Source organism: Planctomycetota bacterium (assembly GCA_039819165.1).
Taxonomy (GTDB): domain Bacteria; phylum Planctomycetota; class Phycisphaerae; order Phycisphaerales; family UBA1924; genus JAHCJI01.
Map to the genome: position 1 here is coordinate 273,931 of JBCBSM010000002.1, position 17,893 is coordinate 291,823.

Sequence of the window (17,893 nt, forward strand, 5' to 3'; positions counted from 1 at the left end):
GTTTCGGGAGTTTCGATGCTCGGACGGGTTTTCAAGGCGTACGACATCCGGGGTACCTACCCCGACCTGCTGACCGATCGGATGGCCTGGCAGATCGGCGTGGGCTCCGGGCGGCACCTGCTCGAGATCGCCGCCGCCGCGGGCGAAACGACCCCGATGATGCGGACAGTCGTCGTCGGCCGCGACATGCGGCAGAGCGGCCCCAAGCTCACCGAGGAACTCATCGACGGGCTGACCCGCTCGGGCGCCAGCGTCATCGACCTGGGCCTAGTCGACACGCCGATGATCTACTTCGCGGTCAACCACCTGGGCTGCGCGGGCGGCATCATGGTCACCGCCAGCCACAACCCGCCGGAGTGGAACGGCTTCAAGATCGCCGGCCCGGGCGCCAAGCCCATCGGCGAGCAAACGGGCCTGGCCGACATCCGCAAGCACGCCGCGATGGCCGACCCCAGGACCATCGATCCGCCCACCGGCCGCGTCGAGCAGCGAGACCTGTGGGGGCCCTACGGCAAGCACGTGCGGCACTGCATGCGGCTGGACGGCAAGAGCAAGCGGTCGCTGCGGGTCGTGGTCGACGCCAGCAATGCGATGGCCGGCACGATGTGCCCGCAGGTGTTCGGGCCCAAGGGGCAGCTGCTGGCCGACGCCGGCGACGGCATCGAGATCGTCGAGCTGAACTTCGACAACGCGAGCGGCGAGTTCGTGCATCCGCCCAACCCGCTCGTGCGGTCCAACATGCGGATGACCCAGGAAGCCGTCGTCGAGCACAAGGCCGACGTGGGCTTCTGCTACGACGGCGACGCCGACCGCTGCATGGTGGTCGACGACGAGGGCCAGATCGTGGGCTGCGACCACCTGACGGCGCTGCTCGCCAAGGACGCACTGGCCCGCAATCCCGGGGCCGCCATCGTGTACGACCTGCGATCGAGCAAGGCGGTGCTCGAGGACGTGAAGGCCGCCGGCGGCACGCCCGTCCGCAGCCGCGTGGGCCACGTCTTCATGAAGCAGGCGATGGCCGAGCACAAGGCGGCCTTCGGCGGCGAGCTCTCGGGCCACTTCTACTTCAGCGAGAACTACAACGCGGACTCGGGCGCCATCGCGATGGCCACCGTGCTCGGGCTGCTGCTGCGGGGCCGCCAGAGCCTCTCGCAGCTCATCAAGCCGATCGCGCGGTACACCCAGTCGGGCGAGATCAACTTCCAGAACGAGGAGCCCGACGAGGCGCTGGCCAACCTAGAGGAAGAGATCGCCGGCGAGACCGCCATCGTCGACAACCTCGACGGCGTCACCATCGATTGCTTCGACGAGGACGGCTGGTGGATCAACGTCCGCAAGAGCAACACCGAGCCGCTGCTCCGCTTCAACGGCGAGGCGAGCGACCGCCAGACGCTCAACCGCCTCGTGGACCGCATCGCACCGCTGCTCGGCAAGCGGGTCGACCATTAGCGACACGAATCGCCGCGTGGATCGCCATCCCGGCTCCCGCTAGGCTCCGCCGGCACCGTCGCCGCGGGAGTCCGGCATGAACCTCGGCCAGTTCTTCGAGCACTGGAAGATCTCGGAGAATCCCTTTCGCGGCGAGGAGGCACGGCACGACTCAGTGCTCGCCAGGCTCGCGCTGCATCCCGGCGTCAACGGCCGCACCCCCGCCGGCGCACGCCACTCCGACTTCGAGAAGATCCTCGGCGAGCTCACGCGGCCCTCGACATCCATCGTCTTCGGCGAGAAGGGCAGCGGCAAGACCGCGTTGCGGCTGCAGATCGAGGCCCAGCTCCGCGAACGCAACAAGGACCGCCCCGACGATCGCATCCTGCTGATCCCCTACGACGATCTCAACGGCGTGATCGATCGCTTCCACGCCCGCAGCGGCAAGGCCGACCCGCTCGAATCGCTGCGGCTCTTCCGGCTGGTCGACCACATCGACGCGATGCTGCTGTGGGTCGTGCCCCGGCTGGTCGACGGCGTGCTGCAGACCGGCGGGCCCGACGCCCTGGAGCTCTCACCCGGCGGCAAGCGCGGGCTGCGGAAGCTCGATGCGTCCACGCGGCGGGACCTGCTGCTGCTGCAGACCGTGTACGACCGGCCCGAGTCGGCCGACCTGCGGACCGGGCGGCTCCGAACGCTGCTGGGCCTGCCGCGGGGCGGCGGGCGGCGTGTGCTCGACCTGCTGGTGTACGCGGGATGGGTGCTGCCGCTGCTGCCGCTGCTCGGGCTGTTCGCGTCGTCGGCGATCCCCATGGAGGGCTGGCTCGCGTTCAGCGGAGTGCTGCTCATCGCCTGGCTCGGCGTCGCCGCCAAGCGGCTGCTGATCGATCCGGCCTCGATGCGTCGGATGGGCCGCAGGCTCCGCCGCCAGATCCGCGTCAGCGTTCGCACCGATCGCTCCTACGGCGCCTCGCTCGAGCAGCTCGAGCCGGTGGTGGTCGATGGCCAGTCACTGCCCCTCACCGACTCCGAGGACGCCCGCTACGCGATGACCGAGCGCCTCCGCCGAATCCTGGCGCCCTTCGGGTTCACCGGCGTGCTCGTGGTCGTGGACCGCGTGGACGAACCCTCGCTGATCAGCGGCAACCCCGAGGCCATGCGGGCCGTGGTCTGGCCGATGCTCCGCAACAAGTTCCTGCAGATGGACGGCCTGGGCGTCAAGATGCTGCTGCCGATCGAATTGCGGCACGCGCTATACCGGGAATCCAATGCCTTCTTCCAGGAGGCCCGGCTCGATAAGCAGAACCTCGTCGACCGCCTGAGCTGGACCGGCGCGATGCTCTACGACCTGTGCGACGCCCGGCTGAAGGCCTGCCTCGCCGACGGCGCCGAGCCCATCGCGCTGGTGGACCTCTTCGCCGAGGACGTCGCGATCCGCGACGTGGTCGACGCCCTCGACCAGATGCACCAGCCGCGGGATGCCTTCAAGTTCATCTACCAGTGCCTGGCCGAGCACTGCTCCAACGTGACCGCCGAGCAGCAGGAGTGGCGCGTGCCCCGGCTGGTGCTCGACCAGGTGCGCAAGCAGCAGGCCGACCGCGTGCAGCAGCTCTACCGGGGGATCAGCCCGGCCTAGGGGCGTCTATCTTGCAGCCGGCCGGCCGGGATGGGCCGATGCACTATGCTGCACGCCCCGGGCGGCCCCGCGGGCCGATGCGGTTGCATTCCGAGCCGCAATAGGGGAAGATGCTGGGCACCGGGGCGCAGGCCTCCGTTCGCCGTTTGTTCCTGGGCCCGCCGGCCCCGCACGCCAAAGGATCGCACATGGACATCAACGAAGTCGTGGGCTGGCTCAACGGCATCTTCTTCTCGAATGTCACGGTCTACGTGCTCCTGGCCACCGGCGTGCTCTTCACCGTCTGGTCGGGCTTCGGCCAGTACCGGGCGCTGACCCACGGCGTCGCGGTGGTCCGCGGCAAGTTCGACAAGAAGGGCGACCCCGGCGCCATCAGCCACTTCCAGGCGCTCTCCGCGGCGCTCTCGGCCACCGTCGGCCTGGGCAACATCGGCGGCGTGGCGACGGCGGTCGCCATCGGCGGACCCGGCGCCGTCTTCTGGATGTGGATCATCGGCGTGCTGGGCATGTCCCTCAAGATGACCGAGGTCACCCAGTCGATGCTGCACCGCAACATCGATGACCCCGAGAACCCCCACGGCGGTCCGATGTTCGTCGTCGACACCCTCTTCAAGAAGCACGGTGGCAAGCTCGGCGCGACCTTCGGCGGGCTGTTCTGCCTGACGCTCATCCTCTCGGCCATCACCGGCGGCAACATGTTCCAGGCCTGGAACGTCGCCGAGGTTACCTCCAAGTACTTCGACGTCCCCGGCGTGTCCCAGATCCCCGTCGAGGAGAACTTCAACGCCGAGACGCTCGCGATCGGCATCGCCCTGGCGATCATCGTCCTGGCCGTCATCGTCGGCGGCATCAAGAGCATCGGCCGCGTCGCGGGCCTGCTGGTGCCCTTCATGTGCGTGCTCTACTTCGCCGTCGGCGTGACGGTGCTCGGCATGAACGTCACGGTCATCCCCGAGATGGTCATGCTCATCATCCGCGAGGGCCTCGGCATCGGCGACTCGAACCCCGCCGGCGCCTTCCTGGGCGGCTCGTTCGGCATGGCGGTGCTGTGGGGCGTCAAGCGGGCGCTGTTCAGCTCCGAGGCCGGCCAGGGCTCGGCCCCCATCGCCCACTCCGCCGCTCGATGCGACGAGCCCGTCCGCGAGGGCGTGGTCGCGGGGCTGGAGCCCTTCATCGATACCATCGTCGTCTGCACCGTCACCGCGCTGGTCATCCTGTCGACGGACGCCTGGAACCGCGAGGGCGAGACCATCCTGCCCGAGGACGGCGTGCGGGTCGTGCAGTCCGATGCCGGCTGGACCCTCGAGAGCGACGGCAACCTGCCCTTCAAGACCGAGGACGCCCGACGCATCTCGATGGTCGCGGAGGGATCCTCGGGCTGGAACGCCAACGACAGCGTGTTCATGATCCTGCGGCCGATCGAGGAGGACCGCGAGTGGCTCGCCGCCAACAACCGAGGCCTGGAGGCCAAGAACTTCGTCCGCATCGACGGCACCGTCCGCGATCCGCAAGCAACCGAACCCTCGGAGGACGGCGATGGTGACGCGGCGTCGGCACCCGGAACCGATGACGCCGGGGGAGATCCGATCGACGACGCGGCCGCGGCGCTAGCAGAAGCGGCCGAGGGAGCGCAGGACGCCCTGGGCGGAGCCCTCGACGAAGCGGCCGAGACCGGCGGCGACATCCTCGACGAACTGGGGCTGGGCGAGGCCGAGCCGCCCGCGGGCGAACAGGATGCCGATCCACCCGAGTCCGAGCCGGAATCCGAACTCGGGTCCGAGCCCGAGACATCGGACGTCGCGGCCGCGGAACCGGTTGAACCCCTCCGCCGCAGCGAGCTGTTCATCGAGTGGGGGACGCTCAACGCGACCTATCGCACGGACGACCAGGGCAACGACCTGGTCGACGAGCCCATCCGCTACGAGTTGGTGAGCCGCGAGGTGTACCACGACTATCCGAGCGCGGCGTTGACGGCGCACGCCTTCGATCGCGCGTTCGACGGCTGGAGCCCCATCGCGGGCCTGAGCATGGGCGGGCTGCTCATCGTGGTCGCGTCGTGGCTGTTCGCGATCTCGACCATGATCTCGTGGTCGTACTACGGCGAGCAGGGCATCATCTACCTGTTCGGCACGGATACCGCCGGCAAGACGGCGGTCAACGTGTACCGCGTGGTGTACTGCGTGCTCATCGCCGTCTCGACGATCGGTTTCATCAAGACCGATCAGCAGCTCGACATGTGGACCACGCTGGGCCTCGGCGCCATGCTGGTGGTCAACATCCCGATCATGTGGATCTTCGGATTCCAGGCGATGAAGGCGTACCACACCTACATCCGCAAGCTCAAGGACGGCTGGTTCGATCCGGACGGCCCGAATACTGGCGGACCGGGCGGACCCGCGGGCCCGGGCGGCGCCTAGGCCGATCGACCCGGACTGAGGCGCCGAGGGAGGACCCGGCATGCTGGACTGGCTGTTCGCCGACGGTGGAGCATGGTTCAGCGTGCCGGCGCTCTTCGGGACCGGCCTGTTCGTCATCCAGATCGTGCTGGGCGAGCTCGGCGGCGATCTGGACCTCGACGGGGACGTGGACCTGGCGGGCGACGTCGGCGGCGCGGGCGACATCCGCCTGCTCAGCCTGCAGACCATCGCCGCGTTCTTCGTGGGCGCGGGCTGGATGGGCATCGTCGCCTACCGCGTGGCGGACGCCAGCTTCCTAGTCGCCTCGCTCATCGCGCTCGCCTCGGGCGTCGGGGTGGGCTGGCTGGCGGCGTGGCTCATGGCCCAGCTCTACAAGATGCAGCGCTCGGGCAACATCTCGATCGCCGGCGCCATCGGCCTGACCGGCAGCGTCACGGTGGTCGTGCCGCCCGCCGACGAGGGCCGCGGCGCCGTGTCGCTGGTCATCGACGGGCGGCGGCGGGAGTTCGACGCCGTGCAGGCCGGCGGCGAGTCGCTCCGTACCAACGCCAGCGTGCGGGTGGCGCGGGTGGACCGGGAGAACAACACGCTGGTGGTCGAGCCGGCGTAGCCTGCGACGATTGATGGGGCGGCGAGCGGCGCAAGCCGCGGAGGAGACGGGCCATGCTCGGGGGCGTGCTAGCGAGTTCTTCGGGGGGCATCGGCGGCGCGTCGGCGGTCCTGCTCTTCGTGGCGATCGGCATCGCCCTCTTCGTCTCGCTCATCGTCATCTGGTTCCTCGCCAGCCGCGTGCAGCGGTGCCCGCCCAACCGCGTGCTGGTGATCTGGGGCCAGGCCGGCCGCGGCGGCCGCAAGTGCTACAACGGCGGCCTGAAGATCGTGCTGCCGGTCGTGCAGCAGCACGCCTATATGAGCCTCGAGCCCCTCGTGATCGACATCCCCCTGGAGGGGGCGCTGTCGCTCAACAACATCCGCGTGAACGTGCCCGCGACGTTCACCGTCCGCGTCTCGCCCGATTCGGTGCTCATGGAGGCCGCCGCCGAGAACCTGCTGGGCAAGCCCCCGCAGGCGATCCGCGAGCTGGCGCAGGACATCATCCTGGGCCAGCTGCGCCTCGTGATCGCGACGCTGTCGATCGAGGAGATCAACAAGGATCGCGAGAAGTTCGAGAGCCTGATCCGCGAGAACGTCACCCAGGAGATCAACAAGATCGGCCTCGAGCTGATCAACGTGAACATCCGCGACATCACCGACGAGAGCGGCTACATCCGCGCCATCGGCCAGCGGGCCGCCGCCGACGCGATCAACAAGGCCAAGGTCGAGGTCGCCCAAGCCGACCGCGACGGCGCGACGGGCGAGGCCATCGCCAACCGCGAGAAGGCCGTGAGCGTCGCGCAGGAGCAGGCCGCAGCCACCGAGGGCGAGAAGTCGGCCGAACGCCAGATGCGCGTCGCGGTGAGCCAGCAGGAGGCCGAGGCCGTGTCGGGCGAGGCCGAGGCCCGCCGCGACCAGGACATCGCCGTCGCCGAGCGGACCGCCGAGACGGCCGCCGCCAGCAAGCGGGCCGAGCAGCAGCAGCGCGTCGCGGTGGCCGACGCCGAGGCCCGCGCGGTCGAGGGCGAGAACACCAGCCAGGGGCAGATCGCCGAGTACAACGCCAAGCTTGCCGAGGTACGCGCCGAATCGACCCGCCGCGCCGACGTCGCCGAGGCCGAGGCGCAGGAGGCCATCCTGCGGGCCGAGCGCGAGCAGGAGCTCGCCCGCCTCGCCAAGGAGGAGCTGGCGCCCCAGGAGATCGAGAAGCAACGGATCGAGATCGCCGCCGAGGCGGAGGCCGAGAAGCAGCGCCGCGAGGCGCGGGGCGAGGCCGACGCGGTGCTCGCCCGCTACCAGGCCGAGGCCGAGGGCGTGCAGAAGGTGCTCGAGGCCAAGGCCGAGGGCTACCGCAAGCTGATGGCCGCCGCCGCCGACAACCCGCAGGTGGCCCCCACGCTGCTGCTCATCGAGCAGCTGCCCGAGCTGGTCGCCCAGCAGGTCAAGGCCATCCAGAACCTGCGGATCGACAAGATCACCGTGTGGGATTCGGGCCGCGGCGGCGGGCGACCGGGCGGCACCATCGAGGGCAAGGACGGCGTGGGCGGCGCCACCAGCGACTTCCTGGCGGGCTTGATTGGCTCGCTTCCGCCCGTGCACGAGCTGGCCAGGCAGGCCGGCATCGAGCTGCCGAGCGCCCTGGGACGCGTGCAGCACGAGCCCCGACCCCACGCACCCGGACCCCGCGACCACAAGTCCGATCCCGATCAGCCCGATGCAGGCGATGAGCCCGCCGCGACGTAGCGAGCGGTTCATCGGCCCCGTCGGAGCACGATCCCATGTCGACTTTCCGGACCTTCCTCGCGGTGGCGTGGACGCTGGCATGCGGCGCGCACGCCCAGGATGCGAGCCATGGCCAGGCTCCGACGCAGGCATCCCAGACCGACGCGACCCAGATCTCCGTGCTGCAGCCCGGGCAGGATCCGCAGCCCGTGCGCTACCGCTTCGAGCAGGGCGCGACGGCGCACCTGCGGATCGTCCTGGAGGTCGAGTCGCACGTGGACATGGGCTTCGATCAGGCGGGCGGGCCGCACCCCACGCTCGAGTACATCCTGGCCATCGAGCCCGTCGCGGTCTCCGAAGATGGTGCCGACATCCGCGCCACGATCGCCTACGCGGGCGTGCGCGACCGAAAGGGCGTGGAGCCCGCGCTGCGGAACGCCATGGGCGAGCAGCTGGCCGCCTTCCGCGGCGCGGCGCTCGCGTTCGCCATGAGCACGACGGGGCAGATCACCGACGCTCGGATGGAGGGCTGGGGATCGAGCCCCCAGCAGCTGCCCGGCCTCGAAGTCCAGCTGGCCGAGGCGTTGCAGGCGGCCTTCCCCATGCTGCCGGCCGATCCGATCGGCGCCGGCGGCGCGTGGACCGTCGTCCAGCCCCGTGGCGCCAAGGGCATCGCCATGCAGAGCGACACCCATCACCGGCTGGTGAGCACCCTCGACGATGGCCGGCTCCAGATCGAGTCCGCGATCGAGTTCTCCGCCGAGCCGCAAGAACTCGACATCGACGGCATGCCTCCGGGTGCACGAGCGTCGCTCGATTCGGTGTCGGGCGCCGGTGCCGGGCAGACGTTCGTCGCGCTGGGCAGCCTCGCGGCCGAGGCAACGATGACGCAGAGCACCACGATCTCGATCAAGATCCTCGACGGCGGGCAACAGATGGACATGGGCCAGATGATGCTGGTCAAGACCATCGTGCAGCCCATCGATGAGGACCAGATCCCGCGTGCGTCGGCCGCCACCGCCCGCGTCCGCTAGAGGAGGGCGGCCACCGGCCGATTTCGGGCTGCTCTCGCCCCGCCGCCTACCCCGCTGTCGCAAGCCCGCAATAATCCCTACCCGGCGGATGACGCGCCGGGCAGCCCCGGGCGTGTGCCAGAGTGGACTAATGGGGCGGATTGCAAATCCGTTTGGCGAAAGCCAATCGTGGGTTCGAATCCCACCGCGCCCTCTCCGATCGCCCTTGCGGCTCCCGCTACTCGGGGTGCCGCACCTCGATCTCGTAGACCGTCGACGCCCAGGCGACGCACGCACGTGCGGCGCCATCCCCGTCGAGCGAGACAACATGGCCCTCGCCGAGCAACGGCGGCTGGTCGACGTGCCGCGACCACAGGAAACCGCCGTCGTCGTCGACGGCACGGAAGGCGAAGGTAAAACCCGGCGTCGACCAGTCGACGAACTCCCACGCGGGATCCTCGTCGAGCTTCGTCTCTCGGACGAGCGACGTCGGGTTCGGCCGCAGCGACCGGCGATCGACGCCGGGCGGCCACCGGTCAAACACGACGTGGGCGGTCTGCCGGAGCGACTCGGCGAGGTACGCAGCTCCCTGCGATCCGATCGCCAGCACGCCTCCCTCGTCCGTCGCCCGCAGCCGGTGAATCGCGACGAGGTCGGGTTGGGGCGTCATCCGTCGCGTGATGCGGAGGCGAGCGCGTAGCGCGCTCGCGGCATGGGATGCGATGCGTCTGCGGTCGCGGAGGCCGCGGCACCACCGCTGCCCGCGATGCTCACGATGGGCACCAGCACCACCGAACACACAAGCAAGAAGATACTGGTCCGCACCGTCGCGGGATCCAGCGGCAGCCGGACCGGCCGCACCGCTACCAGTCGCACCCCTTGCGGTACCACCGGTGATAGTGCCGCGTGTGCCGGTGCGACTCCTTCTCGATGATGATCGTCCGGGTCACGGGCTTCTCGATGATCACGGTCTCGCGGACCGGCTCCTCGATAACCACCGTCTCCCGCACCGGCCGCTCGACCACCACCGTCTTGGTCCGGGGCGGCGAGACGATCACGGTGTCGTGGTGCCGCGAGGTCGAGTAGCCGCGGCGATCGGCGCGGCGGTTCTGGTCGCCGATCGTCGCACCAGCGCCCGCGCCGATCAGAGCGCCCGCGGCGGCGCCCTTGCCGGCATCGCCCGTGAGCGAGCCGAGGCCGAAGCCGATCAGGCTGCCCAGCGCCGCGCCGCTGAAGGCCCCCTCGGGGCCGTTGCTGCAGCCCGAGGAGACGGCGAGCGGCACGCACACGAGGGCGGCCAGGGTCGCCTTTATCGAGAATCGCCTTGCGTTTATAAGCGTCGCCATGTGCATGCTCCCTGGGATGTCTTGGGATCGGCTGTCCGGCACAGCTTAGCTGACGCTAACTAGCTTTGCAAGACTTTTTTACGGCCTTCCGATCGGGTTTCCGGTCTCGCCGAGCCGCCCGTGGGCCCTCTGGAGGGCCCTAGAGGCCACCGAGGGGCAGCAGGGCGGGTTCAGGGGACGCTCGTTCCGGCGGCTGGCCGGGGCCACGATCCGGCGGATACAATGACAACGACGCCTCCCTAGCTCAATTGGTAGAGCAGCTGACTCTTAATCAGCGGGTTACAGGTTCGAGTCCTGTGGGGGGTATTCGCCATGGTCGGCGGCGTGGCGACCACGCCTGCCCACGAGAGCCTCGCGCTCCGCGAGCACCTCGGCCGCCATCGTCTTGCTCACTCGCTCGGACCGCACCCGACGCGTTGGGCTCGCGGGCCAAAGCGACCCCCAGATCGGGTGATGCCGGCTCGCGATCTCGGCGTCGTCGAAGCCACATTCTGCTCTTTCTTCGTTGCTTCTGGTTCTTTCCGCGGCTGCTCCGGCCTCGTCCGTGGCATGCTGTGCGGCGTCCATGCACTTGCCGTGGACGCGCAGCGCTCTGGACCCGCGAAACCACGAGGGCACGACGAGATGAGCGGACGATCGACGATGGTGCGTGCCGGCTTGATCATCTGCGTCCCGGCCATAGCCGGATGCGCCGCGATCCAGTCGGCGACCGAGGCCGTGGTCTCGGCTGCCGGCGATGCGATGGGCGCCATGCACTCGGCGTTGAGCGGCTCTTCGAGCAGCGGGGCGGACGAAGAGACCATCGCGCTCGCCGGCAACGTCGAGAAGCGCGAGGTGGACATCTCCCCGGCGGCACACGAGCGAGCGGGGCTCGAGCCGCTGCACGTGTACATCGAGTCCGCCGAGGAGCAGGTGCAGGTGAGCATCGGACGCTTGTCGGGCTCGGCCGACGAGGCCCTCCGCAACGCTCTTGCCGAGGCGGTGCTCGCGGTCGTCGTGGGCCAGTCGTTCGGGGATCGGATGGACAGCTATCGGCCCGTGGTCGTCGTCGATGATCCGGGCGGTGCCGAGCGATGCGATGCCTATGCACGCGTCGCGGTCACCAGCCTGAGTTTCCAGGAATCCAGCGAGAGCCGCCAAGGCCAGGGGTCTTCTGGCGCCCATGGCGGCTCGGCGAGCAGCGAGGTCGACGTGGAGCAGCTCGCGGTAGAGGTCCGTGTACGATTCTATGAACACGGCACCGACCGGCTCATCGCGACGGGATACGGCCGGGCCGTGCGGGAATCACAGACCGGGCGCAGCGATGCGAGCGGTCGCGGCGGAAGCCACGCCGGCAGCGGCAGCCAGAGCACCGCGCGCAGCAGCATCCTCAGCGGGCCGAACGCGATGGACCTCTCCGGGAGGGCCGCGTCGGCCGCCATCATCGACGCGCTCGAGGACCTGGACGCCCGCTTCTGGCCGGTCGACGACCAGACCGCCGCGGGGTAGGTGTCCATCCCGTCCGGCGCGGCCCGCCGGCGGCGGGATCCGGGCCGGATTCGGGGCGACAAAACCCGCGAAGGCTCGGCCCCGGCGGCCGTGCCATCTATGATCGGCCCTTTCTCTGAGCCTTGTGGAGGGGCCGCCGATGCCAGTGGATTCGTTCGCACCCGTCACGCTCGCCTCCATCGGCGACATCCCCCCGCCCTACTACGTGGCGCCGGTCGCGGGCGTGGCCGCCCTGGTGACCGCGGCCTACCTGCGTTCGAGCGTCATGTCGCGGTCGGAGGGCGAGGGCGACACGGTCCGGATCGCCCAGGCCGTCCGCGAGGGGGCGATGGCCTACCTCAAGAGCCAGTACAAGGTGGTCGGGCTGGTCTTCGTGGCCCTGGTGCTCGTGCTGGCCTTGATGGTCTACGCCGAGCTCGAGCCCGTCTGGGCGATGGTCGGCGTGCCCATCGCCGGCTTCCTGAGCGGCCTGGCGGGCTGGTTCGGCATGCGGATGGCCACCAACGCCAGCGCCCGCACCGCGACGGCGTGCAAGACGAGCCTCAACGGTGGCCTCACCGTCGCCTTCCGCTCGGGCGCGGTGATGGGCCTGACGTGCGTTGGGCTGGCCATCCTCGACCTGAGCTTCTGGTACTTCTTCTTCATCGGCTTCGGCGACCAGCTGGGCATGTTCAGCCTGGGCGAGGACGACAACCGCGAGAGCCTGCTGACCGCGATGGTCACGGTGCTGATCTCCTTCAAGATGGGCGCCTCGCTGCAGGCGCTCTTCGCCCGCGTGGGCGGCGGCATCTTCACCAAGGCCGCCGACGTGGGCGCCGACCTCGTCGGCAAGGTCGAGGCCGGCATCCCCGAGGACGACGCCCGCAACCCGGCGACCATCGCCGACAACGTGGGCGACAACGTCGGCGACGTCGCGGGCATGGGCGCCGACCTGTACGAGAGCTACTACTCGAGCATCATCGCCGCCATCGCCCTGGGCGTGTCGGCGGCGTTCAGCGTCACGCTGCTGCGAGGCGAGCCGGGCGGCTTCGACCTGGCGATGAAGGTCGGCACGCTGCCCATCGCGCTCGCCGGCGTCGGCATCCTGGCATCGATCATCGGCGTCTTCGCCGTCCGCACCAAGGAGGACGCGGGCTTCAAGGAGCTGCTCAAGAGCCTGCACACGGGCGTGTGGCTCGCGTCGGCCATCCTCGTCCTGGCCGCCTTCGCGGTGCCCTACCTGCTGGTCGGCCGCGACCCCGAGGACGGCAACACCCTCGGCGTGGCGTGGTGGCAGTTCGGCCTGTCGATCTGTTCGGGCCTGATCAGCGGCCTGGTCATCGCCTGGTGGACCGAGTACTGCACGAGCTACGAGCACCCGCCCACGAGGCGGATCGCGCGGCAGGCCATCACCGGACCCGCCACCGTCATCATCTCGGGCATCGCCGAGGGCATGAAGAGCACCTGGCTGTGCATCGGCGCCGTGGTCGTGGCCATCCTGCTGGCCTTCGGCTTCAGCGGCGGCAACGAGAACCTGCTGATGGGCCTCTACGGCGTGGGCATCGCCGCCGTCGGCATGCTGGCGACGCTCGGCATCACGCTGGCGACCGACGCCTACGGCCCGATCGCCGACAATGCCGGCGGCAACGCCGAGATGAGCGGCCAGCCCCCCGAGGTCCGCGAGCGGACCGACCTGCTGGATTCCATCGGCAACACGACGGCGGCCACGGGCAAGGGCTTCGCCATCGGGTCGGCGGCGCTGACGGCGCTCGCGCTGCTGGCCGCCTACGTGCAGGTCGTCCAGTACCACGTCGACAAGCAGACGACCAAGTTCGCACGGGAGCAGGCCGCCCTGGTCGCCGACGCCGGGCCATCGGCGAGCGCGACGGCCGTGTACGAGGGCAACCGCCGCTTCGGGCTCTACTCCATCGATTACTACGAGGCCGACACCGAGACCGGCGAGGCCCGCGACTACACGGGCGGGGCGATCATCCTGGATACCTTCCAGTTCGACGACATCGCCGAGCGCGGCCACTTCGGCTCGGGCGGCTTCCTATCGACGATCGAGCGCGGGCAGGAGTTCGTCGTTCAATGGGACGGCGATCTCGAGACCGCCCGCGACCTGACGCTCATCGGCCGCACGAGCCACGGCGACCACTTCCACCGCGTCGAGATCCGCGCCGTCGCGACCGGGCAGATCACGATCTCGGACATCCTGACGTTCTACAACGTCTCGATGACCAGCCCCACGCTGCTGGGCGGGCTGTTCATCGGCGTGATGCTCACGTTCCTTTTCTGCGCCTTGACGATGGACGCCGTCGGCCGCGCCGCCAACATCATGATGCAGGAGTGCCGCCGGCAGTTCGCCGAGATGCGGACCATCCTGCGCGGCAAGGGCGCGAGCGAGGAGGTCATCGACGACCCCGAGCAGTGGCCCACCGAGATGGAGGGGCCCGCCGGCACGTTCCCCGATTACGCCAAGTGCGTGACCATCGCCACCAATGGCGCCCTCAAGGAGATGGTGCTGCCCAGCCTGCTCGCCATCCTCGTGCCCGTGGGCACGGGCCTGGTGCTGGGCGTGAGCGGCGTGATGGGGCTGCTGGCCGGCGGCCTGATCACCGGCTTCGCCGTCGCCGTCTTCATGGCCAACGCCGGCGGCGCGTGGGACAACGCCAAGAAGCTCCTGGAGAGCTACGGCCGCATCACCGCAACGCAGGCCATCAACGATGCATCGGCCCGCGAGAAGATCCCCGCCGAGATCCGAGGCGACCTGATGAAGCGGGCCGAAGAGATGGTCGAGGCCGGCCACGGCGAGGACTACATCTACGGCAAGGGCAGCGACGACCACAAGGCGACCGTCGTCGGCGACACCGTGGGCGATCCATTCAAGGACACCTCCGGTCCGTCGCTGAACATCCTCATCAAGCTGCTGTCGTCGGTGGCGGTCGTGTTCGCGGGCGTGGTCGTCAAGTTCGCGCCCGACATCGGCGCAGCGCTCGGCCTGAGCTAGAACGTCTTTGAGCGCTCCGTAGCGACCATCTGGCCGCACACTCGCTGTGGTACGGCCGCGCCGGAGTACACCCGGCGGCCCTAGGGGCGCGGCGAGACCAGGTGCGCGTGCGCCGCGTCGATGCGGGCCCGCGCACCGTCTTCGCGCTCCAGCACCAATCGCCACTGCGCATCGATGTCCGCGACGAGTCCACGCACTGGCCGTCCGTCGACGAGGAACTCGCAGCGCTGGTGCAGCAGCGTGCCGTGCTCCCGCCAGGCGCGGCGGAGCGCGTCCTCGCCGAGCGCCAGGCTTGCCGCGATGCCCCGCAGCACGGCCGCGGCGGCATCGGGCCGCGTGGCATCGCCGCCGAGCTGGCGGAGCGAGACCGCGACGCCGGCGAGGTCCGGCGGCCAGTCGCCGCCCGCGTGCCCGACGTTGACCCCGATACCGACGATCGCGACGCCGCCGGCGGCCTCGATCAGCACGCCGGCGAGCTTGCGGCCCGGCCCGGAATCGCGGCGCGGGCGCTCAACGACATCGTTGGGCCATCGCAGCCCGAGCGGCACGCCGGACACCAGCTCCTGGAGGCCGTTGCGGACGCCCAGCCCCACCGCGATGGACAGCCCGGCGGCCGTCCTCGGCGGCACGCACACGCTCATCGCGAGGCTTGCGTCGGGAGCGTCGTGCCACGCCCGCTGCTGGCGGCCGCGGCCGGCGATCTGCCGCTCGGCCACGACGACGAGCCCGGGCCGCCCGCACGCGAACGTCCGCGCCTCGTCCTGCGTCGACGCGACCTCGCCCGCGGCGTGCAGCCGATCGAAGGGGCCGTCGCCGGCGAGCAGGCCATCGACCGCGCGGGCCAGGCTCTCCCGCCACCGTGCGCTCGCGATCACCCCGCGACGTCCAGCCCCACGTCGAGCCAATCGGCGTGGTGGGTGATGGCCCCCACCGCGATCCGCTCGACGCCGGTCCGCGCAATCTCGGCGACGGTCTCCAGGCTGACGCCGCCCGAGGCCTCGAGCTGGGGCTTCGCGGCGCTGGCGTCGCGACGCGAGACCGCGTCGCGCATCGCGGCGGCATCCATGTTGTCCAGCAGCACGATGTCCACCACGCCGGCATCGAGCGTGAGGACCTCGTCGAGCTGCTCGAGCGTGTCGACCTCGACCATGACGAAGGCCGGCGAGTGCCGCTCGCGGGCCACCCTCGCCGCGTCGGCCACGGCGGCGGCCAGGCCGCCCGCCGAGAGGCCGGCCAGGTGGTTGTCCTTGATGAGCGCCGCGTCGTGCAGCCCCAGGCGATGGCCGTGCCCCCCCCCGCAGCGGACGGCGTACTTCTCGAGCACCCGCATGCCGGGCGAGGTCTTTCGGGTATCAACAATTCGGGCGGCCGTGCCCTCGACCGCGCGCACATAGCGGGCGGTCTCGGTCGCGATGCCGCTCAGCCGCCCGATGACGTTCAGCAGCGTCCGCTCGGCCGCCAGGATCTCCCGCTTGGGCCCGAGCAGCGCCCCCAGCCGGGTGCCCGCCTCGATCGTGGTACCGTCGCTCATAACCTCGCGGAAGAGCGTGGCGGGCGCCAATTCGTCGAGCACGGCACCGACGACCTCGAGCCCCGCCACGACGCCCGGCTCGCGGGCCACCAGCCAGGCATCGCACCGCTCGTCGGCGTCGACCATGACCGAGGAGGTGATGTCGACGCCGTCGGGACCGAGATCCTCGTCGCGGCAGAGTTCCACCAGCCGGCGGACCAGCGCGGGCCGCACGATCTCCTGGTAGACCTCCTTCATCGACGCATTCGCGGGCTTCTCGGCCATCGGCGATCGTACGGCGACGGAGCCGCGGGGATGGCCGACTCGGGGCGTACACTCGCCCTTCGACGAGCGGCCGCGGCGTCGACCCGCGTCCCCCCCGCGACGCGTACCGCTCGCAGCGATTGATGGAGGTTCCATGGGCCTGCTGGACGGCAAGACGGCGCTGATCGTCGGCATCGCTAACGAGCGGTCGTACGCGTGGCACATCGCCCGCGCCCTGCTCGAGCACGGCGCCACGTGCGCCTTCACCAGCCTGCCGGGCGAGAAGAATCAGCGTCGGACGCAGCGGGCCGTCGAGGCGCTGCCCGGCGTAGGCGAGCCGCTCGTTGCGCCCATGGACGCGGGCAGCGACGAGGACATCGACGCCGCAGTCGCGGCCTTCGAGCAGCGGCACGACGCGATGCACGTGCTGGTGCACTCCATCGCCTTCGCCGACCGCGAGTACCTCTCCCCCGGCGCGTTCGTCGAGACGCCGCGGCAGGCCTTCCTGCAGGCCATCGACATCTCGGCCTATACGCTGCTGGGCCTGGCGCGGCGATGCCGCGGTGCGCTCGCCGCCGCGGGCTCGAGCTCGGTGATGGCCATGAGCTACTACGGCGCGGAGAAGGTCGTGCCGGGGTACAACGTCATGGGCGTCGCGAAGGCGACGCTCGAGGCCACCGCACGCTACCTAGCGGCCGACCTGGGCGGCGCGGGCGTCCGCGTGAACACCATCTCGGGCGGCTACCTCCGCACGCTCGCGTCGTCGGCCGTCGGTGGCACCGATCGCATCACCGAGCACAACCTCGAGCGGGCCCCGCTCAAGCGGAACGTCGAGGGCGGCGACGTGGGCAACACCGCCGTCTGGCTTGCCAGCGACCTCAGCGCGGGCGTCACCGGCGAGAACGTCTACGTCGACTGCGGCGTCAACACCATCGGCGTGTAGAGCCGCTTGGAGCGCCCCGTAGCCGCCCGCCGGCCGCTCACTCGCCCTCGTACGGCCGCGCCGGAGTGAGTCCGGCGGGCCTAGGCGGACGCACACGCGGCATCGGGATCGATTCTGGGCCGGGGCATGCCCTCGGGCCTGTGTGGAGCCTGCAACCTGGATGGCTGCCGCCGATATCTGATCGGTTTTTCTTCGGTAATTGATGGAGCCGGGCCGCCGGCGTTGCCGATATTCAGACCATGAGCAGCTTCTCCGCCGCCAATTCGGCGACGGTGCTGGCCTCGACGGCGGCCGCCTCCGACCGGGCCCGCACCGTGCAGGAATCCGCACGCCGCAGCGACCGCGCCCGCGAGGCCTCGGCCACGCGGCAGGCGACCGACATGGTGGTGCTCAGCGCCGAGGCCGTGCGGGCCACGGACACGGCCACCGACGACCAGCGACGCCCGCAGCACGAGCAGCAGCCCAACAAGCACCGCGAGGACGGCGACACCGGCACGCTGATCGACGTCGAGGGCTGAGCGCTATCTCGAAACCCAACCCTTG

Annotated in this window: 14 protein-coding genes and 2 tRNA genes; 12 read left to right on the forward strand and 4 right to left on the reverse strand. The window is 70.2% G+C overall.

The window, feature by feature from the left end:
- Positions 1-15: 15 nt before the first annotated feature.
- The 7 genes from AAFX79_12620 (at position 16) to AAFX79_12650 (ending at position 9,024) form a co-directional block, all read left to right on the forward strand.
- Positions 16-1,449, forward strand: a complete 1,434-nt coding sequence (locus tag AAFX79_12620; GenBank protein MEO1009399.1) for a phosphomannomutase/phosphoglucomutase — start codon at positions 16-18, stop codon at positions 1,447-1,449.
- A 76-nt stretch (positions 1,450-1,525) separates the two neighbouring features.
- The gene (locus tag AAFX79_12625) at positions 1,526-3,064 is read left to right on the forward strand and encodes a hypothetical protein (protein MEO1009400.1); all 1,539 of its coding nucleotides are present in this window, start codon (positions 1,526-1,528) and stop codon (positions 3,062-3,064) included.
- Positions 3,065-3,252: 188 nt separating this feature from the next.
- Positions 3,253-5,481: an amino acid carrier protein gene (locus AAFX79_12630; GenBank protein MEO1009401.1), complete on the forward strand. Its 2,229-nt coding sequence runs from the start codon at positions 3,253-3,255 to the stop codon at positions 5,479-5,481.
- Positions 5,482-5,521: 40 nt separating this feature from the next.
- On the forward strand, positions 5,522-6,091 hold the full coding sequence (locus AAFX79_12635) for a hypothetical protein (GenBank protein ID MEO1009402.1): 570 nt from the start codon (positions 5,522-5,524) through the stop codon (positions 6,089-6,091).
- A gap of 53 nt (positions 6,092-6,144) precedes the next feature.
- Positions 6,145-7,818, forward strand: coding sequence for an SPFH domain-containing protein (locus AAFX79_12640; GenBank protein MEO1009403.1), 1,674 nt, complete (start codon positions 6,145-6,147; stop codon positions 7,816-7,818).
- Between the two features lie 35 nt (positions 7,819-7,853).
- Positions 7,854-8,831: a hypothetical protein gene (locus AAFX79_12645; protein ID MEO1009404.1), complete on the forward strand. Its 978-nt coding sequence runs from the start codon at positions 7,854-7,856 to the stop codon at positions 8,829-8,831.
- Positions 8,832-8,939: 108 nt separating this feature from the next.
- A tRNA-Cys gene (locus AAFX79_12650) sits at positions 8,940-9,024 on the forward strand.
- 24 nt (positions 9,025-9,048) lie between these two features.
- Here AAFX79_12650 and AAFX79_12655 read toward each other — a convergent pair.
- Positions 9,049-9,480: a hypothetical protein gene (locus tag AAFX79_12655; GenBank protein ID MEO1009405.1), complete on the reverse strand. Its 432-nt coding sequence runs from the start codon at positions 9,478-9,480 to the stop codon at positions 9,049-9,051.
- A gap of 193 nt (positions 9,481-9,673) precedes the next feature.
- The gene (locus AAFX79_12660) at positions 9,674-10,156 is read right to left on the reverse strand and encodes a glycine zipper domain-containing protein (protein MEO1009406.1); all 483 of its coding nucleotides are present in this window, start codon (positions 10,154-10,156) and stop codon (positions 9,674-9,676) included.
- Positions 10,157-10,389: 233 nt separating this feature from the next.
- On the opposite strand from AAFX79_12660, the gene AAFX79_12665 reads away from it, so the two are divergent.
- The 3 genes from AAFX79_12665 to AAFX79_12675 all read left to right on the forward strand — a co-directional run bounded on the left by AAFX79_12665 (position 10,390) and on the right by AAFX79_12675 (position 14,633).
- A tRNA-Lys gene (locus AAFX79_12665) sits at positions 10,390-10,462 on the forward strand.
- A 318-nt stretch (positions 10,463-10,780) separates the two neighbouring features.
- The gene (locus AAFX79_12670; GenBank protein MEO1009407.1) at positions 10,781-11,644 is read left to right on the forward strand and encodes a hypothetical protein; all 864 of its coding nucleotides are present in this window, start codon (positions 10,781-10,783) and stop codon (positions 11,642-11,644) included.
- Positions 11,645-11,783: 139 nt separating this feature from the next.
- On the forward strand, positions 11,784-14,633 hold the full coding sequence (locus AAFX79_12675; protein ID MEO1009408.1) for a sodium/proton-translocating pyrophosphatase: 2,850 nt from the start codon (positions 11,784-11,786) through the stop codon (positions 14,631-14,633).
- Positions 14,634-14,713: 80 nt separating this feature from the next.
- Here AAFX79_12675 and AAFX79_12680 read toward each other — a convergent pair whose 3' ends face one another.
- Positions 14,714-15,508 (reverse strand): biotin--[acetyl-CoA-carboxylase] ligase, encoded by a 795-nt coding sequence (locus AAFX79_12680; protein ID MEO1009409.1) that lies wholly within the window; start codon positions 15,506-15,508, stop codon positions 14,714-14,716.
- Positions 15,505-16,428, reverse strand: a complete 924-nt coding sequence (gene nadC / locus AAFX79_12685; protein ID MEO1009410.1) for a carboxylating nicotinate-nucleotide diphosphorylase — start codon at positions 16,426-16,428, stop codon at positions 15,505-15,507. The genes AAFX79_12680 and nadC overlap by 4 nt, the downstream gene beginning before the upstream one ends.
- A gap of 133 nt (positions 16,429-16,561) precedes the next feature.
- Between nadC and AAFX79_12690 the strand changes: the two genes are divergently transcribed.
- Positions 16,562-17,350, forward strand: coding sequence for an enoyl-ACP reductase (locus tag AAFX79_12690; GenBank protein ID MEO1009411.1), 789 nt, complete (start codon positions 16,562-16,564; stop codon positions 17,348-17,350).
- 239 nt (positions 17,351-17,589) lie between these two features.
- Complete coding sequence (locus AAFX79_12695) at positions 17,590-17,868, forward strand: hypothetical protein (GenBank protein ID MEO1009412.1); 279 nt, start codon at positions 17,590-17,592, stop codon at positions 17,866-17,868.
- Positions 17,869-17,893 lie beyond the last annotated feature (25 nt).